The organism is Rheinheimera sp. (assembly GCF_037442525.1).
Taxonomy (GTDB): Bacteria; Pseudomonadota; Gammaproteobacteria; order Enterobacterales; family Alteromonadaceae; genus Pararheinheimera.
In genome coordinates this window covers 74,212-99,678 of sequence record NZ_JBBIQD010000012.1, presented here as the reverse complement: position 1 = coordinate 99,678, position 25,467 = coordinate 74,212, and the positions used below count along the sequence as shown (strand labels likewise).

Below are 25,467 nucleotides of genomic sequence, written 5' to 3'. Positions count from 1 at the left end.
TCGCCAAAGCGGCAGAACCATTACCGGAAGACAGCTACAACTGCAGCGAAGAAACTGCCTGTATGGTGCAGTTATCTAAGCGTAACGTGTTGTTTTTCTTGGCTTTAGTTGCTGTTTTGACCTTGTCCGGCTGGGTCAGCTGACCCCCACTTGCTTCTGCTTCACCCAGAAGGCCGATCTCCGATCGGCCTTTTATTTTATGCAGTAAACAGCATTATTGGTCAGACCAATTAATATGGCGCAGAATTGCTCAAGAAATTTTGAGTGATTACTCTAATTATTTGTCGCCGGAAAGTCGCAGAACAGGGCGCTTTAATTTACAGTCCATGCAGTTTCTGTTAAGTTAAGCCGCAATTTATAAAATTGGTCTGACCAATTTACAATAAGCTGATTAAAAGCAGCGCAACCTGACAAGGCAACAGACAGAGTTTCATGTCCAGCTTAAAAATAAAACCGGCCAAGTTATCCGATCAGATAGTAGGTCAACTCGAGCAGATGCTGCTGGAGGGAATTTTTTCGCCCGGACAAAAGCTGCCGCCAGAGCGCGAACTGGCCGAACAGTTTGATGTCTCACGCCCCTCGTTGCGCGAAGCGATTCAAAAGCTGGAAGCCAAAGGGCTGGTCAGCCAGCGTCAGGGCGGCGGTACTTATGTCTGTGACAATCTGGCTGTAGGTTTAACAGACCCCTTATTTGCACTGATTGGCCGTCACCCTGAATCGCAGTTTGACTTGCTGGAGTTCCGTCATGCGCTGGAAGGCATTTGTGCTTATTACGCAGCTTTGCGCGGAACTGCGGCTGATTTTGCCCAAATCACTCAATGTTACGAGCAGATTTGTGCTGCCCAGCAGCAACAGGATTTAGACGCCGAAGCCCGGGCCGTAGGCCAGTTTTATTCGGCAGTCGCAGAGGCATCCCACAATGTGGTGCTTTTGCATTTGGTGCGCGGCTTAACGCCGCTGGTGGAGCAGAACATCAAGTTAAACCTTGAAGTGCTGCGTCCCAAGGAAGGTGTAGTGAGCCAGCTGAACGCGCATCGGCACACCCTGATGCACGCAGTGATCAATGGCGAGCCGGAGCAAGCCCGGCAAGCCAGCAACAGCCACTTGGCCTTTATTGAAGAGGCTTTGCTGGAAGCGGACCGGGAGCGCTCACGCATTGAACGCTCGCTTCGTCGTTCACAACAGAACTGACGGGCTGAGGAATTTTTTAACTGGTTGATGGTCTGCTCTGGCAGTCCATCCAAAAAGGAAACTGACTATGTCTGAAGTCACTACCATTGACGTCGACGCGCTGGAAACCCAAGAGTGGCTGGAAGCGCTGGAATCCGTTGTTCGTACAGAAGGCGTGGAACGCGCCCAGTTCCTGCTGGAACAAGTACTGGAGCAAGCCAGATTAGAAGGCGTGGACATGCCAACTGGCGTGACCACCAACTACATCAATACCATTCCTCCTCAGCAGGAACCTGCGTACCCTGGCGACGTAAACCTGGAGCGTAAAATTCGCTCGGTGATCCGCTGGAACGCTATTATGATCGTTCTGCGTGCTTCGAAAAAAGAGCTGGATTTAGGTGGCCATATGGCATCTTACCAGTCATCCGCTGCCTTTTACGAAACCTGTTTTAACCATTTCTTCCGCGCGCCAAATGAAAAAGACGGTGGCGATTTGGTGTATTACCAGGGCCATATTTCTCCGGGCATTTACGCCCGTGCTTTTGTGGAAGGCCGTTTAACCGCAGATCAGCTCGACAATTTCCGGCAGGAAGTAGGGGGTGAAGGTTTATCCTCTTACCCGCACCCGAAGTTAATGCCGGAATTCTGGCAGTTCCCGACCGTCTCTATGGGCTTAGGTCCTATCACCTCGATTTATCAGGCCCGTTTCCTGAAATACCTCGAAGGCCGCGGTTTAAAAGATACCAGCGATCAACGTGTCTATGCCTTCCTCGGTGATGGTGAAATGGATGAGCCGGAAAGCCGTGGTTCGCTGTCGTTCGCTGCCCGTGAAAAACTGGATAACCTGTGTTTCCTGGTGAACTGTAATCTGCAACGTCTGGACGGCCCTGTGATGGGCAACGGCAAAATCATCCAGGAACTGGAAGGTCTGTTCCGTGGTGCCGGCTGGAACGTGATTAAAGTGGTGTGGGGCAGTGGCTGGGACAAGCTGCTGGCCAAAGACACCACCGGCAAGCTGCTGCAGCTGATGAACGAAACGGTTGACGGTGACTACCAGACCTACAAAGCCAAAGACGGCGCTTATGTACGTCAGCACTTCTTTGGTCGTTATCCGGAAACTGCGGCTCTGGTTGCAGACATGACGGATGAAGAAATTTTCGCCTTAAAGCGTGGTGGTCATGAGCCATCCAAGCTGTATGCTGCCTTTAAAGCCGCGCAGGAATGCAAAGGCCGCCCCACAGTGATCCTGGCCAAAACCATCAAAGGTTATGGTATGGGTGAAGCCGCTGAAGGCAAAAACATCGCGCACCAGGTGAAGAAAATGGATATGACCCATGTGCTGCAAATTCGCAAGCGCCTGGGTCTGGAAGATTACCTCAGTGAAGAAGATGTCGCTTCTCTGCCATATATCCAACTGCCTGAAGGTTCACCTGAGCATCAGTATCTGCATGCCCGCCGCAACGCATTAAATGGCTACACGCCAGTGCGTCTGCCACAGTTCAGCGAAACACTGACGCTGCCAGAGCTGAATGCCTTTGAACCTCTGCTGGAAGAGCAGAAACGTGAAATCTCGACTACGATGGCCTTTGTGCGTGGTCTGAACGTACTGCTGAAAGATGCCAACATTGGCCAACGCATTGTGCCAATTATTGCCGACGAAGCCCGTACTTTTGGTATGGAAGGTTTGTTCCGTCAGATTGGTATCTACAACCCTCGTGGCCAGACCTATACGCCGGAAGACCGTGCCGTGGTGTCTTACTACAAAGAAGAAACCTCAGGTCAGGTACTGCAGGAAGGCATTAACGAGCTCGGTGCTATGGCGTCCTGGGTGGCGGCGGCAACCTCATACAGCACCAACGATCTGCCAATGATCCCGTTCTACATTTATTATTCGATGTTTGGTTTCCAGCGTGTGGGCGATATGGCCTGGCTGGCCGGTGACCAACAAGCCCGTGGTTTCCTGTTAGGCGCCACAGCGGGCCGCACCACACTGAATGGTGAAGGCCTGCAGCACGAAGACGGTCACAGCCATATTCTGGCCGGCACAGTACCGAACTGCATTTCTTATGACCCGACTTATGCCTATGAGCTGGCGGTGATTATGCAGGATGGTATCCGTCGTATGTATGGTGCTTCTCAGGAAAACATCTACTACTACATCACAGTGATGAACGAAAACTACCACCACCCGGCCATGCCTGCTGGTGCTGAAGAAGGCATCCGTCGTGGTATCTATAAACTGGAAAGCCATGCTGGCGACAAAGCCAAAGTGCAGTTAATGGGCAGCGGTACCATTCTGAATGAAGTGCGTAAAGCCGCTGAAATTCTGAGTGAAGACTATGGGGTGGCCTCTGACGTGTTCTCAGTGACCTCGTTCAACGAGCTGGCACGGGACGGTCAGGATTGTGAGCGTTTCAACATGCTGCACCCGCTGGAACAGGAAAAAGTGCCTTACATTGCTCAGGTGCTCGGTAAAGAGCCTGTGATTGCGGCCACTGACTACATTAAAAACTACGCCGACCAGGTGCGTGCTTTTGTACCTTCAGTGTCTTACAAAGTACTGGGTACGGACGGTTACGGCCGTTCTGACAGCCGTGAAAACCTGCGTCGCCATTTTGAAGTAAACGCTGGTTATGTGGTACTGGCGGCGCTGCGTGAACTGGCCAAACAAGGTGCTGTTGACAAGCAACTGGTGCAGGACGCCATCGCCCGTTTTGGTATTGATACCAATAAAACTAACCCGCTGTACGCATAAGAGGATTGGACATGACGATTGAAATTCATGTACCGGACATTGGTGCGGATGAAGTAGAAGTCACCGAAGTACTGGTCAAAGTGGGCGATAAAGTCGCAGTCGACCAGTCGCTGTTATCGGTGGAAGGTGATAAAGCCTCGATGGAAGTACCCGCCATTCAGGCCGGTACTGTCAAAGAAATTAAAGTGAAAGCGGGCGACAAGGTGAAAACCGGTAGCCTGATTATGCTGTTCGACGCTGAAGGTCCTGCTGCCGCAGCACCAGTTGCAGTGCCTGTCGCAGACTCTGTTGCAGCCCCGGTGGCTACGCCTGCGGCTTCAGCCGTGCAAGACGTCGCAGTACCGGATATCGGCGGTGATGCCGTTGAAGTCACCGAAATTATGGTGAAAGTGGGTGACAGCGTTACCGCAGATCAGTCGCTGTTATCGGTGGAAGGTGATAAAGCCTCAATGGAAGTGCCTGCACCTTTTGCTGGTGTAGTGAAAGAAATCATCGTCAATAAAGGCGACAAGGTGCAAACCGGTACGCTGATCATGCGCTTTGAAGTGGCGGGTTCTGCACCTGCTGCAGTAGCCCCGGCGCCAGTGTCCGCTCAGACCCCAGCTGCTCCAATGGCTGCTGCGCCAACACCAGCTGCAGCGCCAGCCGCAACGGCTGCGCCTGCTGCCGCCACCAGCACAGGTTTTGTGGAAAACAGCGCTTATGCCCATGCATCGCCCGTGGTGCGTCGTCTGGCCCGTGAGTTTGGCGTTGATCTGTCGAAAGTGGCAGGTTCGGCCCGCAAAGGCCGCATTGTGCGCGAAGACGTGCAAAACTACGTGAAGAACATTATCAAGCAGGTGACCTCTGGCCAGGGTTCGGTCACTGGTTCTGCTAACAGCGTTGGTTTTGACCTGATCCCCTGGCCAAAAGTCGACTTTGCCAAGTTTGGTCCGGTGGAAGAAAAACCACTGTCACGTATTCAGAAATTATCCGGTGCCAACCTGCACCGGAACTGGGTGCGAATTCCGCATGTCACTCAGTTTGATGAAGCGGACATCACCGAACTGGAAGAGTTCCGTAAAGAGCAGAATGCACTGGCCGACAAGAAAAAGCTGGGCGTGAAATACACCCCGCTGGTGTTTGTGATGAAGGCCGTTGCCAAGGCGCTGGAAGAATTCCCAACCTTCAACAGTTCTTTGTCTGAAGACGGTAGTGCCCTGATCCTGAAGAAATATGTGCACCTGGGTATTGCGGTTGATACGCCCAATGGCCTGGTGGTGCCTGTGGTTCGTGATGTCAACAAAAAAGGCATTATCGAGCTGTCACGTGAACTGCAGGAAATTTCTGGCAAAGCCCGTGAAGGGAAACTGACCTCGGCTGATATGCAGGGCGGGACTTTTACCATCTCCAGCCTGGGTGGCATTGGCGGTACGGCTTTTACACCTATAGTCAATGCGCCAGAAGTGGCCATTCTGGGGGTGTCCAAGTCGGACATCAAACCAAAATGGAACGGCAAGGAGTTTGAACCTCGCCTGATGGTGCCGCTGTCGGTGTCTTATGACCACAGGGTGATTGACGGTGCGCTGGCCGCCCGCTTTACCGCAACCCTGGCGTCCTATTTGAGCGATATTCGTCAGATCATTATGTAAGGCAAAAGATGTCCCGTGGACTGAAAAGTTACGGGACTTCTTACATGGGCGATGTTAAAATTTCGCCCACTTCATTTTTCGCCTGTCTGAGAGAAATCAGGCAGTTATCTGAACAGAGATAAAAGGTAAATCCATGAGCAACGAAATCAAAACGCAAGTCGTCGTTCTGGGCGCAGGCCCTGGTGGTTATTCAGCGGCATTCCGGGCCGCCGACTTAGGGCTGGACGTGACCCTGGTGGAAGCACGCAGCACTTTAGGTGGTGTCTGTTTAAACGTGGGTTGTATCCCATCCAAAGCCCTGCTGCACGTGGCTAAAGTGATTGATGATGCCCGCGAGATGGCGTCACACGGCGTGACTTTCGGCGCTCCACAAATTGATTTAGACAAAATCCGTGCCTGGAAAGACAAAGTGGTCGGTCAGCTGACCAACGGCCTGTCTGGCATGGCCAAAATGCGTAAAGTGAAAGTGGTGAACGGTTACGGCAAATTCACCGGTGCCAACACCCTGCAAGTAGGCGATACCACCATTACCTTCGACAGCGCCATTATCGCTGCCGGTTCTGAGCCTGTTGCGCTGCCATTTATTCCAAAAGATGACCCACGGGTGATCGATTCTACCGGCGCGCTGGAATTAAAAGATATTCCAGGCGAAATGCTGGTGTTGGGTGGCGGTATTATAGGCCTGGAAATGGGCACTGTGTACCGTGCTCTGGGCTCTAAAGTCTCCGTAGTTGAGTTTGCGGACCAACTGGTGCCAGCCGCTGACGCGGATATCGTTAAAGCCTACACCAAATACAACAAAGACAACTTCACCCTGATGCTGTCCACCAAAGTGACGGCTGTGGAAGCCAAAGCGGACGGTCTGTATGTGACGTTCGAAGGCAAAAACGCACCAGCGTCGCCAGTACGTTACGACAAAATTCTGGTTGCTGTAGGCCGTCGTCCAAACGGTTCACTGCTGGACGCAGCCAAAGCCGGTGTGAATGTGGACGAGCGTGGTTTTATCAATGTGGATAAACAACTGCGTACCAATGTGCCGCACATTTTCGCTATCGGTGACGTGATTGGCCAGCCGATGCTGGCACACAAAGCGGTGCACGAAGGCCATGTGGCTGCTGAAGTGATCTCTGGTATGAAACACTTCTTCGACCCACGTTGCATTCCTTCAGTGGCCTACACAGATCCTGAAATGGCCTGGGTTGGTATCACTGAAAAAGAAGCGAAAGAGAAAGGCGTTGCGGTAGAAACTGCGGTATTCCCATGGGCTGCCTCTGGCCGTGCTATCGCTTCAGCCCGCACTGAAGGCTTCACTAAACTGATTTTCGACAAAGAAACGCACCGCATTCTGGGGGGCGCTATTGTCGGTATCAACGCCGGTGAAATGCTGGGTGAAATCTGTTTAGCGGTTGAAATGGGTGCCGATGCTGAAGATATTGCGCTGACCATTCACGCCCACCCAACACTGAACGAATCTATTGGTTTAGCGGCTGAAGTGTACGAAGGTTCAATCACTGACCTGCCAAATCCAAAAGCGAAAAAGAAGTAATTTTTCCCCTGAAAAAAGGCCGCTTAGCGGCCTTTTTGCTTTTTAGTCCAGTTGACGGCAGTCCGCTGAACTAGTGGGGTTATTTATATTCTGTTACAACTTCTGTTCACAGGATGCTTTCAACAGGCGTACCATAGGAAAGCTTTTTCCCATCCGATATTCTGGCAGGACCAACATGAAAAAAATAACTTTGACTGCCGTCAGCGTGGCGCTGGCGTTAGGTCTGGTGGCTTGTGGTAAAGCACCACAAACGACTGATAACTCCACAGCAAAAGCCGAACAATCAGCAGCGCCCGCAGTGGCTTTAGTGTCTGGAGTGGACAAAGAGAACTTCGACAATACAGTGCGTCTGCAGGATGATTTCTTCCTGGCCATTAATGGCGGCTGGCTGAATAAGACCGAGATCCCAGCTGATAAAGCCTCGTACGGTTCTTTCCATGTGCTGGCGGACAACTCTCAGCTGGCGGTGAAAACTATTATTGAAGAAGTATCCAGCCGCACTGATCTGACAGCTGGTTCGGATGAACAAAAGCTGGGTAGTTATTACAACAGCTATATGAACGAAGCCAAACTGGAAGAGCTGGGTTTAACTCCGCTGCAAGCTCAGCTGGAACTGATCCAGTCGCTGCAGGATAAAAAACAGCTGGCGGCTGTGTTTGCGTCGCTGCAACGTGATGGTGTCAGCATTCCACTGAGCTGGTACGTCAATAACGACGCGAAAAACTCCAGCCAGTATGCCGTATACGCCGATCAAAGCGGCCTGGGTTTGCCTGACCGCGATTACTACCTGAAAGAGGACGAACATTCGAAAAAAATTCAGGCGGAGTATCAGAGCTACCTGCAGGATTTAATGACGCTGGCGAAACAGCCAGACCCAGCGAATGCAGCGAAACGTGTGTATGCGCTGGAAAAGCAACTGGCTGAACTGCAATGGACTCGCGTGCAGAACCGTGACGCAGAAAAAACTTACAACAAAGTGACAGCGGCTGAGCTGAGCACTATGTTGGGTGATTTCTCTTGGGCTGATTTTGCCGCCGGTGCCAAGCTGGCTTCCGTGAATGAGCTGATTATTGGCCAGCCCAGTTATTTTGCGGCCTTGCCCAAAGTGATTGCAGAGACAGACCTGGCAAGCTGGCAGGATTACCTGACGTTCCATACGGTCAACAGTTTTGCTGACAAACTGAATAAAGCAGTCTCCGATCGTCAATTCCAGTTTTACGGCACAGTGCTGAGCGGTACCACAGAGCAGAAGCCGCGCTGGAAACGTGCGGTGGCCTCATCGGATTCTGTGTTGGGTGAGCTGACAGGCAAGCTTTATGTTGAGCGTCATTTCAAACCAGAAGCCAAAGCCCGCATGGAACAGTTGGTGGCCAATCTGATTAAAGCCTATGAAGCCTCGATTAAAGAGCTGAGCTGGATGTCAGAAGACACCAAGAAAGCGGCACTGGCGAAACTGGCCACCTTTACGCCAAAAATTGGTTATCCAAATAAATGGAAAGACTACAGTGCTTTAGAGATTAAAGCCGATGATTTGGTGGGCAATACGGTACGCTCCAATCATTGGGGTTATGACCAGATGCTGGCCAAACTGGGCAAGCCTATTGATAAAGACGAATGGTTTATGACACCACAGACAGTCAACGCTTACTACAACCCAGTGAACAATGAAATTGTGTTCCCAGCCGCTATTCTGCAACCGCCGTTTTTCAACATGGCGGCTGAAGATGCCGTGAATTACGGCGGCATTGGCGCTGTAATAGGCCATGAAATCGGTCATGGTTTTGACGATCAGGGTGCCAAGTTTGATGGCGATGGCAACCTGCGTAACTGGTGGACGGCTGAAGACGAAAGCCGCTTCAAGGCACTGACTCAGGCCTTAAGTGCACAGTACAGCAAGTTTGAACCCGTGCCAGGTCATTTTGTAAATGGTGATCTGACCTTGGGTGAAAACATTGGTGATTTAGGTGGCCTGACGGTGGCATTAAAAGCCTATGAGCTGTCCCTGAACGGTCAGCCAGCTCCTGTGCTGGATGGTTATACTGGCGAGCAGCGCGTCCTGCTGAGCTGGGCTCAGGTCTGGCGTTCTAAGTATCGTGATGCCGCTATGCAGCAAATGATTGCAACAGACCCGCATTCACCGCCGCATTACCGTGTGAATGGCATTCTGTCGAACCTGCCGCAGTTTTATACCGCCTTTGATGTCAAACCGACCGACAAGATGTATATAGCGCCGGAAAACCGGGTGAAGATTTGGTAAAGAACCAAAGCTTTTGTTACTACAATGGCCGCTGATGCGGCCATTGTGTTTTTAGCTGGCTCAGCACGTTCATTTGACGAATTGCAGGGGAAAGACAGCGTACTCTATTTCTTTGCTTCCTGGTGTTTGCCTTGTTATAAATCGATGGCCACGGTGCAGCAGTTGTCGGAACAGGGTGCATTCAAAGTGCAGTTTGTCGCTGTCGCTTTGGATGACGACGAACAAGGCATCCGTCGTATGTTGGATAAAACGGGGTTTAAAGAGCAGCTATGGCTGGCTGCGCAGGCTGACGGCTTGCTGCAAAGGCGTTCTTTTGGCAATGAACGGCGCGCTGTGCCTTCTATAGTGCGCTTGGATCGGCAAACCCAAATCATTGAACAGGCGTATTCGTTACAGGCTGAGGCAAGCTGGCGGAGGGACTTTCATTGAGAGAGGCGGGTTTGGTAAGCACTACGCATTCACCGCACCTGGAACCTTCGGAAAACGTAGTTAAGATACTGCACCAGTATTTTTGAGAATAATTCTCAACTGGGGTGGTCATTCATCGTATTTATAGTGACTATAAGCCTGACTGCTTATACTCTGATGTCAATTCAGTGGGTTTTTTCTTATAATCCAGCTGTTTCTATTGCTTCCTTTCCCTCGCTGCAGCAGCGTTGCGGCGACCTAACCAGAGGACATTACTGTGTTACAACAATACCGTGAACATGTCGCCGAGCGCGCGACCCAGGGCATTCCTCCAAAGCCGCTGACTGCACAACAAGTGGCCGATTTAGTTGAATTACTGAAAAATCCACCAGCAGGTGAAGAAGCATTTCTGGTTGATCTGTTAGAAAACCGTATTCCACCTGGTGTTGATGAAGCGGCCTATGTCAAAGCAGGCTTTTTAAGTGCAGTGGCCAAAGGCGAAGTGCAAAGCCCATTGGTGACGCCAGAGCGTGCTACTGAATTGCTGGGAACCATGTTTGGTGGTTATAACATTCAGCCCATGATTGACCTGCTGGATGACAGCAAGCTGGGTGCCATTGCCGGTAAAGGGTTGTCACACACCCTGCTGATGTTTGATTCGTTCCACGATGTAAAAGAAAAAGCGGATAAAGGCAATGCACACGCCAAAGCTGTATTACAAAGCTGGGCTGACGCCGAATGGTTCCTGAGCAAACCCGCCATTCCAGAAAAAATTACTGTGACTGTCTTTAAAGTGACGGGCGAAACCAATACGGATGATTTATCGCCAGCACCAGATGCCTGGTCACGTCCGGACATTCCTCTGCATGCCTTAGCCATGCTGAAAAACAGCCGTGATGGTATTGAACCGGATCAGGCGGGTTCTATTGGCCCGGTCAAACAAATTGAAGCGCTGCAGAAAAAAGGCTTCCCGTTGGCTTATGTGGGTGATGTGGTTGGTACAGGTTCCAGCCGTAAGTCTGCGACCAACTCTGTGTTGTGGTTTATGGGTGATGACATTCCATTTGTGCCAAACAAACGCACTGGTGGTGTCTGTTTAGGTGGCAAAATTGCCCCAATTTTCTTCAACACCATGGAAGACTCTGGTTCTCTGCCAATCGAACTGGATGTAGGTAGTATGAACATGGGTGATGTGATTGATATTTTCCCGCACCAGGGTGTGGTGAAACGTCATGGCACCGACGAAGTGATCTCTACTTTTGAACTGCGTTCCAACGTACTGCTGGACGAAGTGCGCGCCGGTGGCCGTATTCCATTAATCATCGGTCGTGGTTTAACTGACAAAGCGCGTGAAGCTTTAGGTCTGGGCCATTCAGAAGTGTTCCAGCGTCCTGTGGCTGCCGCTGATTCTGGCAAAGGTTACACCCTGGCGCAGAAACTGGTAGGTAAAGCCTGTGGCGTGACCGGTGTCCGCCCTGGTCAGTACTGTGAACCAAAAATGACCACAGTAGGTTCTCAGGACACCACAGGTCCTATGACCCGTGACGAATTAAAAGACCTGGCCTGTTTAGGTTTCTCTGCTGATTTAGTGATGCAGTCTTTCTGCCACACTGCGGCTTATCCGAAGCCAGTGGATGTGAATACGCACCACACGCTGCCTGATTTCATTATGAACCGCGGTGGTATTTCGCTGCGTCCAGGTGACGGTGTGATCCACAGCTGGTTGAACCGCATGTTATTACCAGACACAGTGGGTACTGGTGGTGACTCGCATACCCGTTTCCCGCTGGGTATTTCGTTCCCGGCCGGTTCTGGTCTGGTGGCTTTCGCTGCCGCTACTGGAGTCATGCCACTGGATATGCCAGAGTCTGTACTGGTGCGTTTCAAAGGCGAAATGCAGCCAGGTATCACGCTGCGTGACCTGGTCCATGCTATTCCTTACTACGCCATTCAGCAGGGCCTGCTGACGGTAGAGAAAAAAGGCAAAGTGAATATTTTCTCTGGCCGCGTACTGGAAATTGAAGGTCTGGAACATTTAACAGCTGAACAGGCCTTCGAATTGTCTGACGCCTCTGCTGAGCGTTCTGCGGCTGGCTGTACTATCACCTTGTCTGAAGCTTCGGTACGTGAGTATCTGGAGTCCAACATTGTGATGCTGAAGTGGATGATCAGCGAAGGTTACGGCGATGTCCGTACTATCGAACGTCGTATTCAGGGGATGGAAGCCTGGTTAGCTAATCCTAAACTGGAACGTGCCGACGCTGATGCTGAATACGCCGCCATTATCGAGATTGATCTGGCTGACGTGAAAGAACCTATCCTGTGTGCGCCGAACGATCCGGATGATGCCCGTCTGTTGTCTTCTGTAGCAGGTGACAAGATTGACGAAGTCTTTATCGGTTCGTGCATGACCAACATTGGTCACTTCCGTGCTGCAGGCAAACTGTTGGATAAATTCAAAGGTCAGATCCCAACCCGTCTGTGGATTGCTCCACCGACCAAAATGGATAAAGACCAGCTGACCGAAGAAGGTTACTACGGTATTTATGGCCGTGTTGGTGCCCGTATTGAGATCCCAGGTTGTTCTCTGTGTATGGGTAACCAGGCCCGTGTAGGTGACAACACTACTGTAGTTTCCACCTCGACCCGTAACTTCCCGAACCGTTTAGGTCAAGGCGCAAACGTCTACCTGGCATCTGCTGAGCTGGCTGCTGTGGCTTCGGTGACGGGTCGCCTGCCGACTGTGGCAGAGTATCTGGAATACGCTAAACAGATAGAAACCACGGCAGCAGACACATACCGCTACCTGAACTTCCATCAGATGAGCCAGTACACCAGCAAAGCGAAAGATGTAATCATTCAGCAAGCTGTGTAATGACCATGAAGATGTAACAAGGCCCGCCTCGGCGGGCTTTGCTATTTTTGACTGAATCGAAGGTTAAACTCTGGATGGAATACGATTTTCTTGCGCTGGACGAGATACAGGTTGAACAACAGTTTGCACAGTTTGACCGGCGTTATAACAGTCAATCCAGGTGTTACCTGTTGCGGCTGGGTAATGAACACTTAGCGTTGCAACAGTTTCTGTTGGATGAGTTTGCGCAGCGTGCCTCGGCCTATCAGCCCCTTGTCACTGCGTTAGCGGCCTTGGGGCCCTATGATAGTTACTACTGGCAGGGCAGGGAATACAGCCTGACAGTGGAGCGGCAGGAAGTGCAGATCCGCCACCACAGTCTGGGGCTGGAGACTGAGCTGATGGAGGAAGAACTGGGAGAAGACCAGTTGTTGTTGTTTTGCGAATGTGGCCTGGAAGATTTGTTGCACTTGCTGAGCGCATGGCTGAAGTTCTTGCCTCAATGACGCACCTTGCTTGTGAGAAAATGCACCTTATCGGTGCATTTTTTTTTACTTAAAAAAATTTTTTTCTATATGTGTTTGTTTTTTATGTGCTTTTAATCTTGGCACAGCACTTTCTTGTACTGGAAGCAATGCAACAAGACACTCTAAGGATAATAACCATGAAACTCGTAACTGCCATCATCAAGCCATTCAAGCTTGACGATGTCCGTGAAGCCATAGCGGATATCGGCATTGAAGGTTTGACTGTGACTGAAGTGAAAGGCTTTGGCCGGCAAAAAGGCCACACCGAGCTGTACCGCGGTGCCGAATACCAGGTTGATTTTCTGCCAAAAGTAAAACTGGAAATCGCGACATTGGATGAAAATGTAGAGCGGCTGCTGGAGGTGATCCAAAAAGCGGCGCATACAGGCCGTATCGGGGACGGTAAAATTTTCGTCTATGACCTGGAACAGGTAGTGCGTATCCGCACTGGTGAAATGGACTCAGAAGCCATCTAAGGGGATTGTAATGCAAGAACAAATTTTTCACTTACAGTATGCAATGGACACCTTTTACTTTTTGGTATGCGGTGCTCTGGTGATGTGGATGGCAGCCGGTTTCTCTATGCTGGAAGCTGGTCTGGTGAGGGCTAAAAACACCACAGAAATTCTGACAAAAAACGTCGTTTTGTACTCAGTTGCCTGTACCATGTATTTGATCTGTGGTTATCAGCTGATGTACGAAGGTGGTTTCTTCTTAAGTGGTGTGGGCTCAGTCGATGTGACTGCGACCCTGGCAGAGTTTGCTGCCCGTGAAGATGGCTTCGAAGGTGGTGCTATCTATTCCAAAGCCTCAGATTTCTTCTTTCAGGTGGTATTCGTTGCCACTGCGATGTCTATTGTGTCTGGTGCAGTGGCTGAACGTATGAAGTTGTGGGCTTTCCTGGGTTTTGCCGTGGTGATGACAGGTGTTATTTACCCAATGGAAGGGGCCTGGACCTGGGGTGGTCAGTCAGTCTTTGGTCTGTACTCGCTGGGCGATTTAGGTTTCTCTGACTTTGCCGGCTCAGGTATTGTCCACCTGGCAGGCGCCGCTGCTGCTTTAGCTGGTGTATTGTTGCTGGGGGCTCGTAAAGGCAAGTACGGTAAAGATGGTAAAGCCCATGCGTTTCCGGGTTCTAATATGCCTTTAGCTGCATTGGGTACGTTAATTCTGTGGTTAGGTTGGTTCGGTTTTAACGGTGGCTCTGTACTGAAGCTGGGCGACATTTCCAATGCCAACGCTGTGGCTATGGTCTTCCTGAACACCAATGCTGCAGCTGCAGCTGGCACTATCACGGCGATAGTCGTGTCTAAACTGTTGTTCAAGAAAGCGGACTTAACTATGGCGTTAAACGGTGCTTTGGCAGGTCTGGTAGCCATTACTGCTGAACCTTCAACACCAACAGCTTTGCAATCGGCCATCTTTGGCGGTATTGCAGGTGTCTTAGTGGTAGCGTCAATTCTGGCACTGGACAAACTGAAAATTGATGACCCTGTAGGCGCTATTTCTGTGCACGGAACTGTGGGTCTGTTTGGTCTGTTATTGGTACCATTGACAAAAGAAGGCACAAGCTTTGCAGGTCAATTGGCCGGTGCAGCGACCATCTTTGTCTGGGTATTCGTAACGAGTTTTATCGTGTGGTTCGTCCTGAAATTAGTGATGGGTATTCGGGTCAGCGAACAGGAAGAGTATGAAGGTGTGGATCATGCAGAGTGTGGTATCGAAGCCTACCCTGAGTTTGTATCCACAGTAAAGTAAGCAGCCTGGGGAGAGCCGGTGGGGCTTCTCAGGAGCGTGTGACCGAGTCAGCAGCGCCTTTGGTTGCTGCTGAACTCAGTCACTAAACCCTTACCACCAAATCGTCTATCCTTGTCCTTTGTCTTTTATCAGACAGCCCCGGTAGCTTAAGTTACCGGGGTTTTTTATTTTGGTCGGTGCCAATAGCAATGGGCTATTTTGGTGCGCCATTGCCTTATTTTTGTTCAGGACATGGTTAATCTAACAGCTGTCCTGGGGATGGAAAAGCCGGGGAGTGAAATATTTCTGCAATTAATTAGAGTTATTAATCTAATTTAGCTCGGGATAGCTGTAAAAAGCGACATTATTTAGCTGTCTGAGAGCCGGATCTGTCGTTGGGGAGTGTGCGAATTCAAAAGATGTGCTGTTTAAAAATAAGATGGGCCGCGAACTTCGCGGCCCCCAATGCTTTTTATCGGCATCCTACCGATCACCATCCTTGATGGATCATCCCTGGTTTCATCCTGAAACATCCAGCTGCGTCCAGCAGAATCCATTTTCCATTTGTACCCTCTCCAGAGGGTGCTGTTCATCCTTGACCTGTCCCATTCATCCTTGCGGCATCCTGCACAATCCCTGTTTGTCCATTGCATCCTGCATTGACTTCCTGTCGCATTGATCCTTACTGGTCTCCTGACCTTGTTGCCGCATCCAGCGACGAAGTAATTATGGACCTTTCAGGCAAAAAAGGGAGACCCTAAATGAGAATGAGAGCGCTGTTATAAAATTGTAATCTGATTTCGTTGTTAATAAATTCATATAAAACAGTCAGATAAGAATATTTAGGTATGCTTTGGAGTAGAAAATGCCGCTATGGCTCACTAATTTGTGAGATATATCGCACAAAGTCTTCAGAAAAAAAGCGGATATTTCTGTCAGGCGCGAAAATCTGCTGCTTCAACAGGCCGCTTTCGTTATGATCAAGACGTTGACAACTATCCAATCTGGCGGCTATGGCAAGGGAACAAACAGGTATTTGTGCTGAACCCAATTTACATGGGGTTTTTCTGTTATTTAATGGGTTAGAGGGGCGGGAGAAGCAGCTTAAGTTGCAATTAGGCAAGATCAGTCCGCTGATCGATCTGCTGGCCGAGCAATTCTCCGAGGCGATGCTTAACAGTGTGGTTGCGCTTGGCTCTGCTCTTTGGCCCAGACTGGCTATTAACGTAAAGCCTGATTTTCCCTCTTGGTCTGAGTTGGGGCAAACCGAAATCACGGTACCGGCTTTTCATTACGACTTATTGATCCATTTACGGGCGGATCGATTTGATGTCCTTTACATCGCGTTGTCTCAAGTGATGCAGCTGCTTGCCTTTCACGCAGAGTTGGTTGAGCAGTGGTTCTGTTTTCGTTATCTGGATGGTCGGGATTTGACCGGGTTCTATGACAACCCGGACAACCCGCGAGGCCGGGCCAAGCGTACGGCAGCCCTGATTGAACAAGCTGGAAATGCACTGAATGGTGGCAGTTACCTGCTGCTGACAAAACAAAACTATGAAATGCACAGATGGCTTCAGCTCAGTCAGGAACAACAACAAGACTTGGTAGGGCGATACAAAGTCAGTGGGCAGCTTCTTCCCAGTGCGCAGCGTGATGCGGATTCGATGGCAGAACGGGCAAACCTGGAGCCGCAAGGGAAACGGCTCAGACTGCTGTGGCAAAATATGCCTTATGCAGATGCCAAGCAACAGGGACTGGTGGCTTTGGGTTGTAGTGCTGAACCAGCAGATATAGTGCAGTACTTGAGCCATCGCCTCGGAACATCGGATGGTTATGACCGGATGCTGGATTATTGTCCTATTGAGCAAGGCGCATTATTTTTTGCGCCATCGCTCAATATGCTGGAAAAATGGGGATAGGGGAGCTGTCAGACTTTCTCAAACAGCTCAGTCACTTTGGTCAATGTGTAGTTAATGTTCTTGACGCTGGTTGGCGCGATAAAAATCGTATCATCACCCGCTATAGTGCCCAGTACACCTTCCGCTTTGCCAACCGAATCCAGCAGTCTGGCAATCAATTGAGCAGCTCCAGGGCTGGTCCGGATAATGATCATCACATCATTATGTTCTATGTCCAAAACCAGTTGTCGCAGCGGGCTTTTGGTCGTTGGGACTCCGAGCTCTGGCGGCAGGCAGTACACCATTTCCTGCCGTGCATTACGGGTACGTACCGCACCGTATTTACTCAGCATGCGTGAGACTTTGGATTGACTGATATTATCAAAGCCTTCCGCTTTTAATGCCTCCACAATGTCACTTTGTGAGCCAAAACGCTCTTCTTTTAATAAAGATTTAAAGGCCTGGATCAAGGCTTCCTGCTTGGATTGTTTAGTCATCATATTTCTTATTTTCTTGCTCAGCCCGGTTTTATCCAAAGCTTTGCTGTTGACAGCGCATTCATTAGGTAAATTACACTAAATTCCGCAAAAATGCTCAGACTTTAGGCGTAGCTTCATTGTATTTTACGCCGCATTTTAGTAGTGTTGGCGCGTTTCCATTGAACCGTAAATTGGGAGAATAGCATGAAAGTTGCCGTATTAGGTGCTGCCGGTGGTATTGGTCAGGCGTTGTCTTTGTTGTTAAAGCTGAACCTGCCTGCTGGCACCGATTTAGCATTGTACGATCTGGCTCCGGTAACGCCAGGTGTGGCCGTGGATTTGAGCCATATCCCTACAGCGGTTAAAGTGACGGGTTTTGGTAAAGAAGATCTGGATAAAGCTCTGGTGGGTGCTGATGTTGTGATGATCCCGGCCGGTATGCCACGCAAACCAGGTATGGACCGCTCAGATCTGTTCAATATTAATGCCGGCGTAGTAAAAACTCTGGCGGAAGCTATTGTGGCTCAGTGCCCGAAAGCGCTGGTCGGTATTATCACGAACCCTGTAAACACCACTGTTGCTATTGCGGCTGAAGTGTTTAAAAAGGCCGGCACTTATGATCCAAAACGTTTGTTTGGTGTCACAACCCTGGATGTTATCCGTGCTGAAACCTTCATCGCTGAATTAAAAGGCAAAAACCCAGCTGAGTTAATCGTTCCGGTGATCGGTGGTCACAGCGGTACAACTATTCTTCCTCTGTTGTCTCAGGTAGCAGGTGTAAGCTTCACCGAGGAAGAAGTGGCTTCCCTGACATACCGTATCCAGAATGCAGGTACTGAAGTGGTTGAAGCCAAGGCTGGTGGCGGATCCGCCACTCTGTCGATGGGTCAGGCAGCTGCCCGTTTCTGTGTCTCGCTGATCAAAGGCCTGCAGGGTGAAAAAGTCACTGAGTATGCTTATGTGGAAGGCACTGGCGAACATGCCCGTTTCTTTGCTCAGCCACTGGTCCTGGGTAAAAACGGCGTAGAAGAATTACTGCCAATTGGTACTTTGAGTGCCTACGAACAAAAAGCGATGGCGGACATGTTAGGGACTTTAAAAGCTGATATCACTCTTGGCGAAGACTTTGTTGCTAAGGCCTGATTGATTCGGTGATAAAAAAGCCAGCTTGATGCTGGCTTTTTTTACGCCCAAAAAACTGATTGGCATGATTCGGCTGCCATCAGATTTAATGCGAACGTTCGACTGCGATGTCTGCCAAGGTTTCCAACGCTTGTTTGTAAGGCCCTTCAGGTAAAAAGGCGATGGCTGACTTGGCTTTATCGGCTTCCTGTTCAGCTATCTGGCGAGTGTATACAAAGGCATCGGTGCGCTGCAAAATGGCCAGAATGCGATCCAGATGCTGCATGCCATTAGCGTGTTCTATGGCATCCTTCAGCAGCTGGTGTTCCTCACCGGACGTTTGGCGCAATGCATAAATCAAAGGTAATGTGGGCTTGCCTTCGGCTAAATCGTCACCAATATTTTTACCCAGCTCATTGGCATCTGCCTGATAATCCAGTACGTCATCAATCAGTTGGAAGGCTGTACCCAAATGCATGCCGTAAAGCTTCATTGCATTGACTACTGAGTCGGGTTGCTCTGCCAATATGGCCGCTAATTGAGTGGCGGCTTCGAACAACTTCGCCGTTTTGCAGTAAATGACCTGCATATAACTCTGTTCAGTGGTGTTCGGGTCATTTACGTTCATTAACTGCAGCACTTCACCTTCAGCAATCACGTTGGTGGCGTCAGCCAGAATTTGCATAATCTGCATTTTGTCCAATGAGACCATCAGCTGAAATGCGCGGGTGTAGAGGAAATCACCCACCAAAACACTGGCTTGATTTCCAAATACCGCGTTGGCTGTTTCTTTGCCACGACGCAGCATAGATTCATCCACTACATCGTCATGCAGCAAAGTTGCCGTATGGATGAATTCGATGATAGTAGCCAGAGTGATGTGCTGTTGCCCCTGATAGCCCAAGGCGCGGGCGGCTAAAACAGCCAGCAGCGGGCGAAGTCGTTTGCCGCCGCTGTTTACAATATAAATACCCAACTGGTTAATCAGAGCGACTTCTGACGTCAGTTGAGAGAATATATGCTGGTTCACTGCCGTCATGTCTTCGAGACTCAACTGGCGGATTTGTTCAAGCGTCATGAAATAAAAACAACTGCTTAGGCATTGAATTGCGCCAATTCTACACCAGAGCCGCAACGGAGCTAAAGGAAATCTGATCTTTTTGTCCTTCTTGATCTTTTTGATATTTGCTCTTGCGGGGGTAGGGGAAATTGCGTACAATTCGCGCCCTGTGATTTGTAATTAACACGCCCCAAAGAGTTGGCGTGCTTTGTTTGGAGTTAACTATGTACGCGGTTTTCCAAAGTGGTGGTAAACAGCACCGTGTAACTGAAGGTCAAACCCTTCGTCTAGAAAAACTGGACTTAGAAACCGGCGCAACTATCGAATTTGCAGCTCTGATGATCGCTAACGGCGAAGACATCAAAATCGGCACTCCAGTAGTTGCCGGGAGCAAAGTAGTAGCGGAAGTGGTCAATCATGGCCGTGGCGATAAAGTAAAAATCGTTAAGTTCCGCCGTCGTAAGCACTACCGTAAACAAGCTGGTCACCGCCAGTGGTTTACTGAAGTGAAAATTACCAGCATCAGCGCTTAAGAGGAGTAACTACTCATGGCAAGTAAAAAAGGTGTAGGTAGCACTCGCAACGGTCGCGATTCAGAAGCGAAACGCTTAGGCGTTAAGCGTTTTGGTGGTGAGTCAGTATTAGCTGGTAACATCATCGTGCGTCAACGTGGTACTAAATTCCACGCTGGCAGCAACGTAGGTATCGGTAAAGACCACACTTTATTCGCTCTGGCTGACGGTAAAGTTCAGTTCGAAACGAAAGGCGAGTACAACCGCAAATTCGTTAGCATCGTTACCGAGTAACGGTTGCAGGATTGATAAAGCCCCGCCTAGTGCGGGGCTTTTGTTTATATACAGTCAGGCTTCAATTTGCTGCAAGGGTAGTATAATGAAGCCATCTCTTTTTGACGCAGGATAATCCAGATGAAATTCGTAGATGAAGCGGAAATTCGGGTTGAAGCCGGTGACGGTGGCAACGGCATCGTCAGTTTCCGCCGCGAAAAATTTGTTGCCAAAGGTGGCCCAAATGGTGGTGATGGTGGTGATGGCGGTGATGTGTATTTACTGGCTGATACCAATCTGAACACTTTGGTGGATTATCAGTTTGAGAAATACCATCAGGCCGAACGTGGGCAAAATGGTATGAGTACCAACTGCACAGGTAAGCGTGGTGCTGATCTGATCTTACGTGTTCCCGTGGGTACCCGGGCAGTAGATATGGATACCGACGAAGTTATCGGTGATCTGACCAAGGCTGGCCAGAAACTGATGGTAGCCAAAGGGGGCTGGCATGGTTTGGGCAATGCCCGCTTTGCCAGCAGCACCAACAGGGCTCCCCGCAAGAAAACCAACGGGACACCAGGCGAAGTGCGCAATATCCGCCTGGAGCTGCTGCTATTAGCTGATGTCGGCCTGTTGGGATTGCCAAATGCAGGTAAGTCCACATTAATTCGGGCCGTCTCTTCTGCCAAACCTAAAGTGGCTGATTACCCATTCACTACCTTAGTGCCAAACTTGGGTGTAGTGCGGGTAGAAGCGCATAAATCTTATGTCATCGCTGATATTCCTGGTTTGATCGAAGGTGCAGCTGAAGGTGCTGGTTTGGGTATTCAGTTTCTGAAGCACCTGGAGCGCTGCCGCCTGTTATTACATGTAGTGGACGTATTGCCGGCCGATGGCTCTGATCCAGTCGAAAATGCGCTGACTATTATCCGTGAGCTGGAAAAGTACAGTGAAAAACTGGCCGGGAAGCCGCGTTGGCTGGTGTTTAACAAAATTGATTTGCTGTTGGACGATGAACAGGACGAGGTCGTTGCTGCCGTCACCAAAGCGCTGAATTGGGAAGGTCCTGTTCATAAAATCGCCGCGGCCAGCCGCACCAACACCCAGCAAATGGCTGGTGATATTCATGCCTATCTGGAAACTCTGCCACAGGATAAAATTCAGGAGCAGGCTGATGCCGCACCAGTCACCTTCAAGTGGGATGACTATCACTCAGATGTGATGAATCTTGAAGATGATCTGGATGACGATGAAGACTTCGATGACGACGATTATGGCGTCGAAGTGATTTACCGCCGTTAAGGAACCGCCGATGAAAATAGCGCTGATTGCCGCTATGGCGGCTGAACGGGTCATTGGCAAAGACAACCAGATGCCCTGGCATTTACCTGCAGACCTGAAGCATTTTAAAGCTGTGACTTTAGGAAAACCGGTAATTATGGGGCGTAAAACCTATCAGTCGATAGGAAAAGCTTTGCCTGGCCGGCGTAACATAGTGATCAGCCGTGGGGACGCCCTCAGCCAGGATGCGGAGTGGGTGAATAGCTTGGAGGCGGCCTTGGCTTTGGTTTCGAATGAAGCTGAAGTCATGGTCATTGGCGGTGCCGAAGTGTACCGCCAGGCTTTGCCTTTGGCGTCTGTACTTTACCTCACCCATATTGACCTCAAGGTTGAAGGTGATGCTTGTTTCCCTGATTACCTTGCACATGCGAGTTGGCAGGTGCTTTCCACCGAGACATATCAACCCGACGAAAAAAATCCTTATTCTTATCAGTTCCTCACCTTAAACCGCAGATAAATAAGCTGGGTTTGCACCTGCGCAGACATATTGTTAAGATAAATTTGTCTGTTTTTTTGTCAGTGCAGGAGTTGGGTATGAAATTGTTGCCAGCAATGTTGTTTGGAGTTTTGGTAGCAGGAGCTATCGTGGTGTCTCCCGAAGTGAAGGCCGATGATCAGCTGGCTGCTTCTATGTGTGACTACGTCAAGGCTGACGACAAAAATCGGCTGCGTAAGGTACTGAGTGACTATCGCTTACGTTTACGCAATATCTATGATGGAGTGCTCTGCAACGGTGATTCGTTGCTCCGGCTGGCATTCAAAAATAATGCAAACGATGTGGGCGAATTCATCGCCAAGCAGTTGCCTGGTGCGCATATCACAGCGTCGGGTGATATTGCCTGGGCAGAAGCCAATGGGTTCTCCGCATCGCCTCTGCTGGCTGTATTAAAAGCCCGTGCTGGCGGTGGTGATTAAGCCTGAGCCATAAAAAAATCCGCCTATTGGCGGATTTTTTATTTTTCTGCCTTGGGTGGGCAGTTTAAACTTTGAATTGATCCACGGACTGACGTAACTCTTCCGCCAATCGGGCTACTTCATGACTGGATTGAGAGGTTTGTTCAGCGCCCGAAGCAGTCTGTTCAGCGATGGTGACAATGGATTCCAACAAGTGACTGATTTCATTTGAAACCTGGTTTTGCTCGCGGGCAGCATGAGAGATCTGCTCACTCATATCATGAGCCAGATGCACCGCGTTGGTAATGGATTCCAGAGCTTCGGCTGCAACTTCAGTTTGCGTCACACAATTTTCAGCCTGCTTTTTGCCTTTGTTCATGGCTTCAACCGCCGCATGAGCGCCGGTTTGCAGGACCTGGATCATTGCCTGAATTTCCTGAGTCGAGGCTTGTGTCTTACTTGCCAGAGAACGAACTTCATCAGCAACCACAGCAAAACCACGACCCTGCTCGCCGGCCCGCGCGGCTTCAATGGCAGCGTTTAAGGCCAGCAGGTTGGTTTGTTCTGCAATACCACGGATCACATCCAGAATGCTGCCAATCGAGGCACTGTCTTTGTGCAGCTTGTTAATAACGCCTGATGCCTGTTCCACTTCCTGTGACAACTGCAGAATCGTTTGCTTGTTGTTTTCTGAGATGGTTTTCACGCGCTCAGCTTCGCTGTCGGCATTTTTGATCTGGCCCAAGGCATCGTTCGAGCTTTGCATCACCCCCTGCGAGGTGCTGCTCATTTCTGTCGTTGCAGTTGCCGCCTGAGTGACCTGAGACTTCTGTTCACGGATGGCGGTTGTGGTTTCTACGGTAATGGCGGAAGTTTGCTCCGAAGCCGCAGCCAACTGAGTGGAACGTGAAATGATACCCTGGATCAGCTGGCGCAGATTGGTAATCACTTTGTTGCAGTTACGGGCCAGTTCACCAAATTCATCCTGAGAGCTGTCATCCAGACGTCTGGTCAGATCGCCTGAAGCCACTACCCCCAGAATCTCGTTCACCTTGGCTAATGGCTGGGTCACCTTACGCACTGTCAGGGTGGCCACTACGGCAGCACAGGCAATGGATACCAGGGAGAAGATGATAATAATGGAGATAGCTGTGCTGACACTGCTTTGTGCTTCCCCCTGAATTTCCCCTGCGACTGCACGGGCACGGGCTAACAAAGCATTCAGGCTTTCCAGCGCGGTTTTGTTGAGGTCTTCAGCATGTTGTAACAACTTTTCTGATGAAGCAGAGGCGGCCAACATCTGGGACTTTAATGCCAGAATGCCATCAGAGCCAGTCAGCAATTCAGCGATCGCGGTAATTTTTTCATCCAGCTCGGCAACTATCTCCACACTGCTGCCTGCTTCATCCCTAATGGTGCTCATCTGTTGTGTGACACCATCCACACGGGATTTGATTTCGTTGGAAATGGTGTCTGATGTGGCAGGGTTGTTGGTTCTGGTTAAATCAACCACCACACTGACCAGGGTATTCAAACCGGTTTCCAGTTCTGTGGCCGCTTTGGCTGCATTCGGGAAACGCCGGCTGACGTCACGGACGTCGCTGAAATCCAGCAATAAAGACGCTGAATCGTCAGAGTTCATTTCAAGATCAGACAGTTTACTGGCAATGTCATCCCGCAATGTCAGCTTATTCTGCAGTTCAGTAAATAACTTATCGCTGACTGGAATAAAGTCAGTGTAGGCTGCTGATACTTGTTTAAAGGAGTTCGCTAACTCTTCTTCTTCAGCCACCACAGTTTGCAGCGCTGTCGCCGAGGCATCATATTGTGCTTTTTCCTGGTCAAAAGAGCCTTTGAAGGTTTTGACGTCTTTGACTTCGTCCGCATTAAAAGCTTGCAGGCTGATTTTGCTCATTTTGACAAATTCGCTTTGCAAAATGGCACTGTTTTCCAGTGCTGGTATTGAAATGTCGTTTACCTTGGATGTAGAGCTGTTGATACTGCTCAGGCTTTGGTAAGAGGTGATGCCGATAATCAGTAGTAGCAGTGAAATCACACCAAAACCACCGATAATCCGCAAGGCGACCGTTAACTTCATACTTTGACTCCCAAGATCAAAACGCATTTGCGGTTGCTGCCCAGAGGGCAAAACTACTGCTTCTATTGCTGCTTTTCTGTAACCAACCGGCATTATAGCCGCGATACAGCTGATTAAACACTATACCTCTGACCGTTTTCAATACAATAGGCTGTCAGTGAATTTCCCCACACACAGCCTGTGTCCAATGCCTGGATCCCTGGCACGGGACTGAAACCCATCAACGAGGCCCAATGACCAAAAAAAATCTGAGGGTGAGGCTGGTCATGCCAAAACTCATACCAAGGCCTTAAATGGGGCACTTGCGCAGGTGGTCGTTTCTCTTTTAGTTCCAATGCGCCATTGTGCTGGCAATAACGCATACGGGTACAGCTATTGACGGTGAAACGCCAGCGTTCTGCGTTTGTTGTGGCATCTTGCCATAATGCCGGTTCATCGCCATACATCTCCTGCAGCAGTTGCAGTGGCCTGTGTTTTAGCAGCTGTTCAACCTCTGCACAGGCGGCCAGTGCTGCTGCGGGGCTCCAGTGTGGAGCCAGCCCGGCATGCACCAGCAACAGTTGCTCATCCTTGTCGTAATGCATTAACGGCTGTTGCCGTAACCAATTCAGTAACTCGTCGCGATCAGCGGCCTGCAGTATCTGGTCTAGCTGATCGGAAGCTTTCGCCGTGGCGATGCCATAAGCACAGGCCAGCAAATGCAAATCGTGATTACCAAGTACGATTTTGTGTTTTGAGCCAAGAGCTTTAATAAAACGCAAGGTTTCCAGTGACTGCGGACCACGGGCCACCAGGTCGCCACAAAACCACAGCTCATCAAGAACCGGATTAAACTGCAGCAACGCCAGCAGCTGCTTTAGCTGGGGCAGGCAGCCCTGGATATCACCGATAACGTAGCGGGCCAT

General features: G+C 50.0%; 21 protein-coding genes. 17 read left to right on the top strand and 4 right to left on the bottom strand.

Annotated features, from left to right (window positions below; translation table 11 throughout):
* Positions 1-432 precede the first annotated feature (432 nt).
* The 11 genes from pdhR (at position 433) to WKJ03_RS15455 (ending at position 16,804) form a co-directional block, all read left to right on the top strand.
* Positions 433-1,191: a pyruvate dehydrogenase complex transcriptional repressor PdhR gene (gene pdhR, locus WKJ03_RS15505; RefSeq protein ID WP_337843143.1), complete on the top strand. Its 759-nt coding sequence runs from the start codon at positions 433-435 to the stop codon at positions 1,189-1,191.
* 67 nt (positions 1,192-1,258) lie between these two features.
* The gene (gene aceE / locus WKJ03_RS15500; RefSeq protein WP_337843142.1) at positions 1,259-3,925 is read left to right on the top strand and encodes a pyruvate dehydrogenase (acetyl-transferring), homodimeric type; all 2,667 of its coding nucleotides are present in this window, start codon (positions 1,259-1,261) and stop codon (positions 3,923-3,925) included.
* An 11-nt stretch (positions 3,926-3,936) separates the two neighbouring features.
* Positions 3,937-5,556, top strand: coding sequence for a pyruvate dehydrogenase complex dihydrolipoyllysine-residue acetyltransferase (gene aceF, locus WKJ03_RS15495; RefSeq protein WP_337843141.1), 1,620 nt, complete (start codon positions 3,937-3,939; stop codon positions 5,554-5,556).
* Positions 5,557-5,689: 133 nt separating this feature from the next.
* A complete protein-coding gene (lpdA, locus tag WKJ03_RS15490) occupies positions 5,690-7,102 on the top strand; it encodes a dihydrolipoyl dehydrogenase (protein ID WP_337843140.1) in 1,413 nt (470 codons plus the stop codon).
* Positions 7,103-7,277: 175 nt separating this feature from the next.
* A complete protein-coding gene (locus tag WKJ03_RS15485) occupies positions 7,278-9,359 on the top strand; it encodes a M13-type metalloendopeptidase (RefSeq protein ID WP_337843139.1) in 2,082 nt (693 codons plus the stop codon).
* 24 nt (positions 9,360-9,383) lie between these two features.
* Positions 9,384-9,788: a TlpA disulfide reductase family protein gene (locus tag WKJ03_RS15480; protein WP_337843138.1), complete on the top strand. Its 405-nt coding sequence runs from the start codon at positions 9,384-9,386 to the stop codon at positions 9,786-9,788.
* Between the two features lie 256 nt (positions 9,789-10,044).
* Entirely contained in the window at positions 10,045-12,642 is a 2,598-nt protein-coding gene (gene acnB / locus WKJ03_RS15475; RefSeq protein ID WP_337843137.1) for a bifunctional aconitate hydratase 2/2-methylisocitrate dehydratase, read from the top strand.
* Positions 12,643-12,716: 74 nt separating this feature from the next.
* Entirely contained in the window at positions 12,717-13,127 is a 411-nt protein-coding gene (locus WKJ03_RS15470; protein ID WP_337843136.1) for a YacL family protein, read from the top strand.
* A 158-nt stretch (positions 13,128-13,285) separates the two neighbouring features.
* A complete protein-coding gene (glnK, locus tag WKJ03_RS15465) occupies positions 13,286-13,624 on the top strand; it encodes a P-II family nitrogen regulator (RefSeq protein ID WP_337843135.1) in 339 nt (112 codons plus the stop codon).
* Positions 13,625-13,634: 10 nt separating this feature from the next.
* Complete coding sequence (locus WKJ03_RS15460; protein WP_337843134.1) at positions 13,635-14,906, top strand: ammonium transporter; 1,272 nt, start codon at positions 13,635-13,637, stop codon at positions 14,904-14,906.
* Positions 14,907-15,898: 992 nt separating this feature from the next.
* Positions 15,899-16,804, top strand: a complete 906-nt coding sequence (locus WKJ03_RS15455) for a Dyp-type peroxidase (RefSeq protein WP_337843133.1) — start codon at positions 15,899-15,901, stop codon at positions 16,802-16,804.
* 8 nt (positions 16,805-16,812) lie between these two features.
* Here the strand turns inward: WKJ03_RS15455 and argR are convergent, their stop codons facing one another.
* Entirely contained in the window at positions 16,813-17,280 is a 468-nt protein-coding gene (gene argR, locus WKJ03_RS15450; protein WP_337843132.1) for a transcriptional regulator ArgR, read from the bottom strand.
* 186 nt (positions 17,281-17,466) lie between these two features.
* Here argR and mdh point away from each other — a divergent pair, with 186 nt between their 5' ends.
* A complete protein-coding gene (gene mdh, locus WKJ03_RS15445; RefSeq protein ID WP_337843131.1) occupies positions 17,467-18,405 on the top strand; it encodes a malate dehydrogenase in 939 nt (312 codons plus the stop codon).
* 85 nt (positions 18,406-18,490) lie between these two features.
* On the opposite strand, the gene ispB is transcribed toward mdh, so the two are convergent.
* Entirely contained in the window at positions 18,491-19,462 is a 972-nt protein-coding gene (gene ispB / locus WKJ03_RS15440) for an octaprenyl diphosphate synthase (RefSeq protein ID WP_337843130.1), read from the bottom strand.
* A 206-nt stretch (positions 19,463-19,668) separates the two neighbouring features.
* On the opposite strand from ispB, the gene rplU reads away from it, so the two are divergent.
* The 5 genes from rplU (at position 19,669) to WKJ03_RS15415 (ending at position 22,485) form a co-directional block, all read left to right on the top strand.
* Positions 19,669-19,977 (top strand): 50S ribosomal protein L21, encoded by a 309-nt coding sequence (gene rplU / locus WKJ03_RS15435; RefSeq protein ID WP_337843129.1) that lies wholly within the window; start codon positions 19,669-19,671, stop codon positions 19,975-19,977.
* Positions 19,978-19,992: 15 nt separating this feature from the next.
* Positions 19,993-20,250: a 50S ribosomal protein L27 gene (gene rpmA / locus WKJ03_RS15430; protein ID WP_337843128.1), complete on the top strand. Its 258-nt coding sequence runs from the start codon at positions 19,993-19,995 to the stop codon at positions 20,248-20,250.
* A gap of 120 nt (positions 20,251-20,370) precedes the next feature.
* Positions 20,371-21,531, top strand: coding sequence for an Obg family GTPase CgtA (cgtA, locus tag WKJ03_RS15425; protein ID WP_337843127.1), 1,161 nt, complete (start codon positions 20,371-20,373; stop codon positions 21,529-21,531).
* A 10-nt stretch (positions 21,532-21,541) separates the two neighbouring features.
* Positions 21,542-22,027, top strand: coding sequence for a type 3 dihydrofolate reductase (folA, locus tag WKJ03_RS15420; RefSeq protein ID WP_337843126.1), 486 nt, complete (start codon positions 21,542-21,544; stop codon positions 22,025-22,027).
* Positions 22,028-22,104: 77 nt separating this feature from the next.
* The gene (locus WKJ03_RS15415; RefSeq protein ID WP_337843125.1) at positions 22,105-22,485 is read left to right on the top strand and encodes a DUF3718 domain-containing protein; all 381 of its coding nucleotides are present in this window, start codon (positions 22,105-22,107) and stop codon (positions 22,483-22,485) included.
* A 64-nt stretch (positions 22,486-22,549) separates the two neighbouring features.
* Here WKJ03_RS15415 and WKJ03_RS15410 read toward each other — a convergent pair whose 3' ends face one another.
* Both WKJ03_RS15410 and WKJ03_RS15405 read right to left on the bottom strand, forming a co-directional pair.
* Positions 22,550-24,562, bottom strand: a complete 2,013-nt coding sequence (locus WKJ03_RS15410) for a methyl-accepting chemotaxis protein (protein WP_337843124.1) — start codon at positions 24,560-24,562, stop codon at positions 22,550-22,552.
* Positions 24,563-24,675: 113 nt separating this feature from the next.
* Complete coding sequence (locus tag WKJ03_RS15405; RefSeq protein ID WP_337843123.1) at positions 24,676-25,467, bottom strand: symmetrical bis(5'-nucleosyl)-tetraphosphatase; 792 nt, start codon at positions 25,465-25,467, stop codon at positions 24,676-24,678.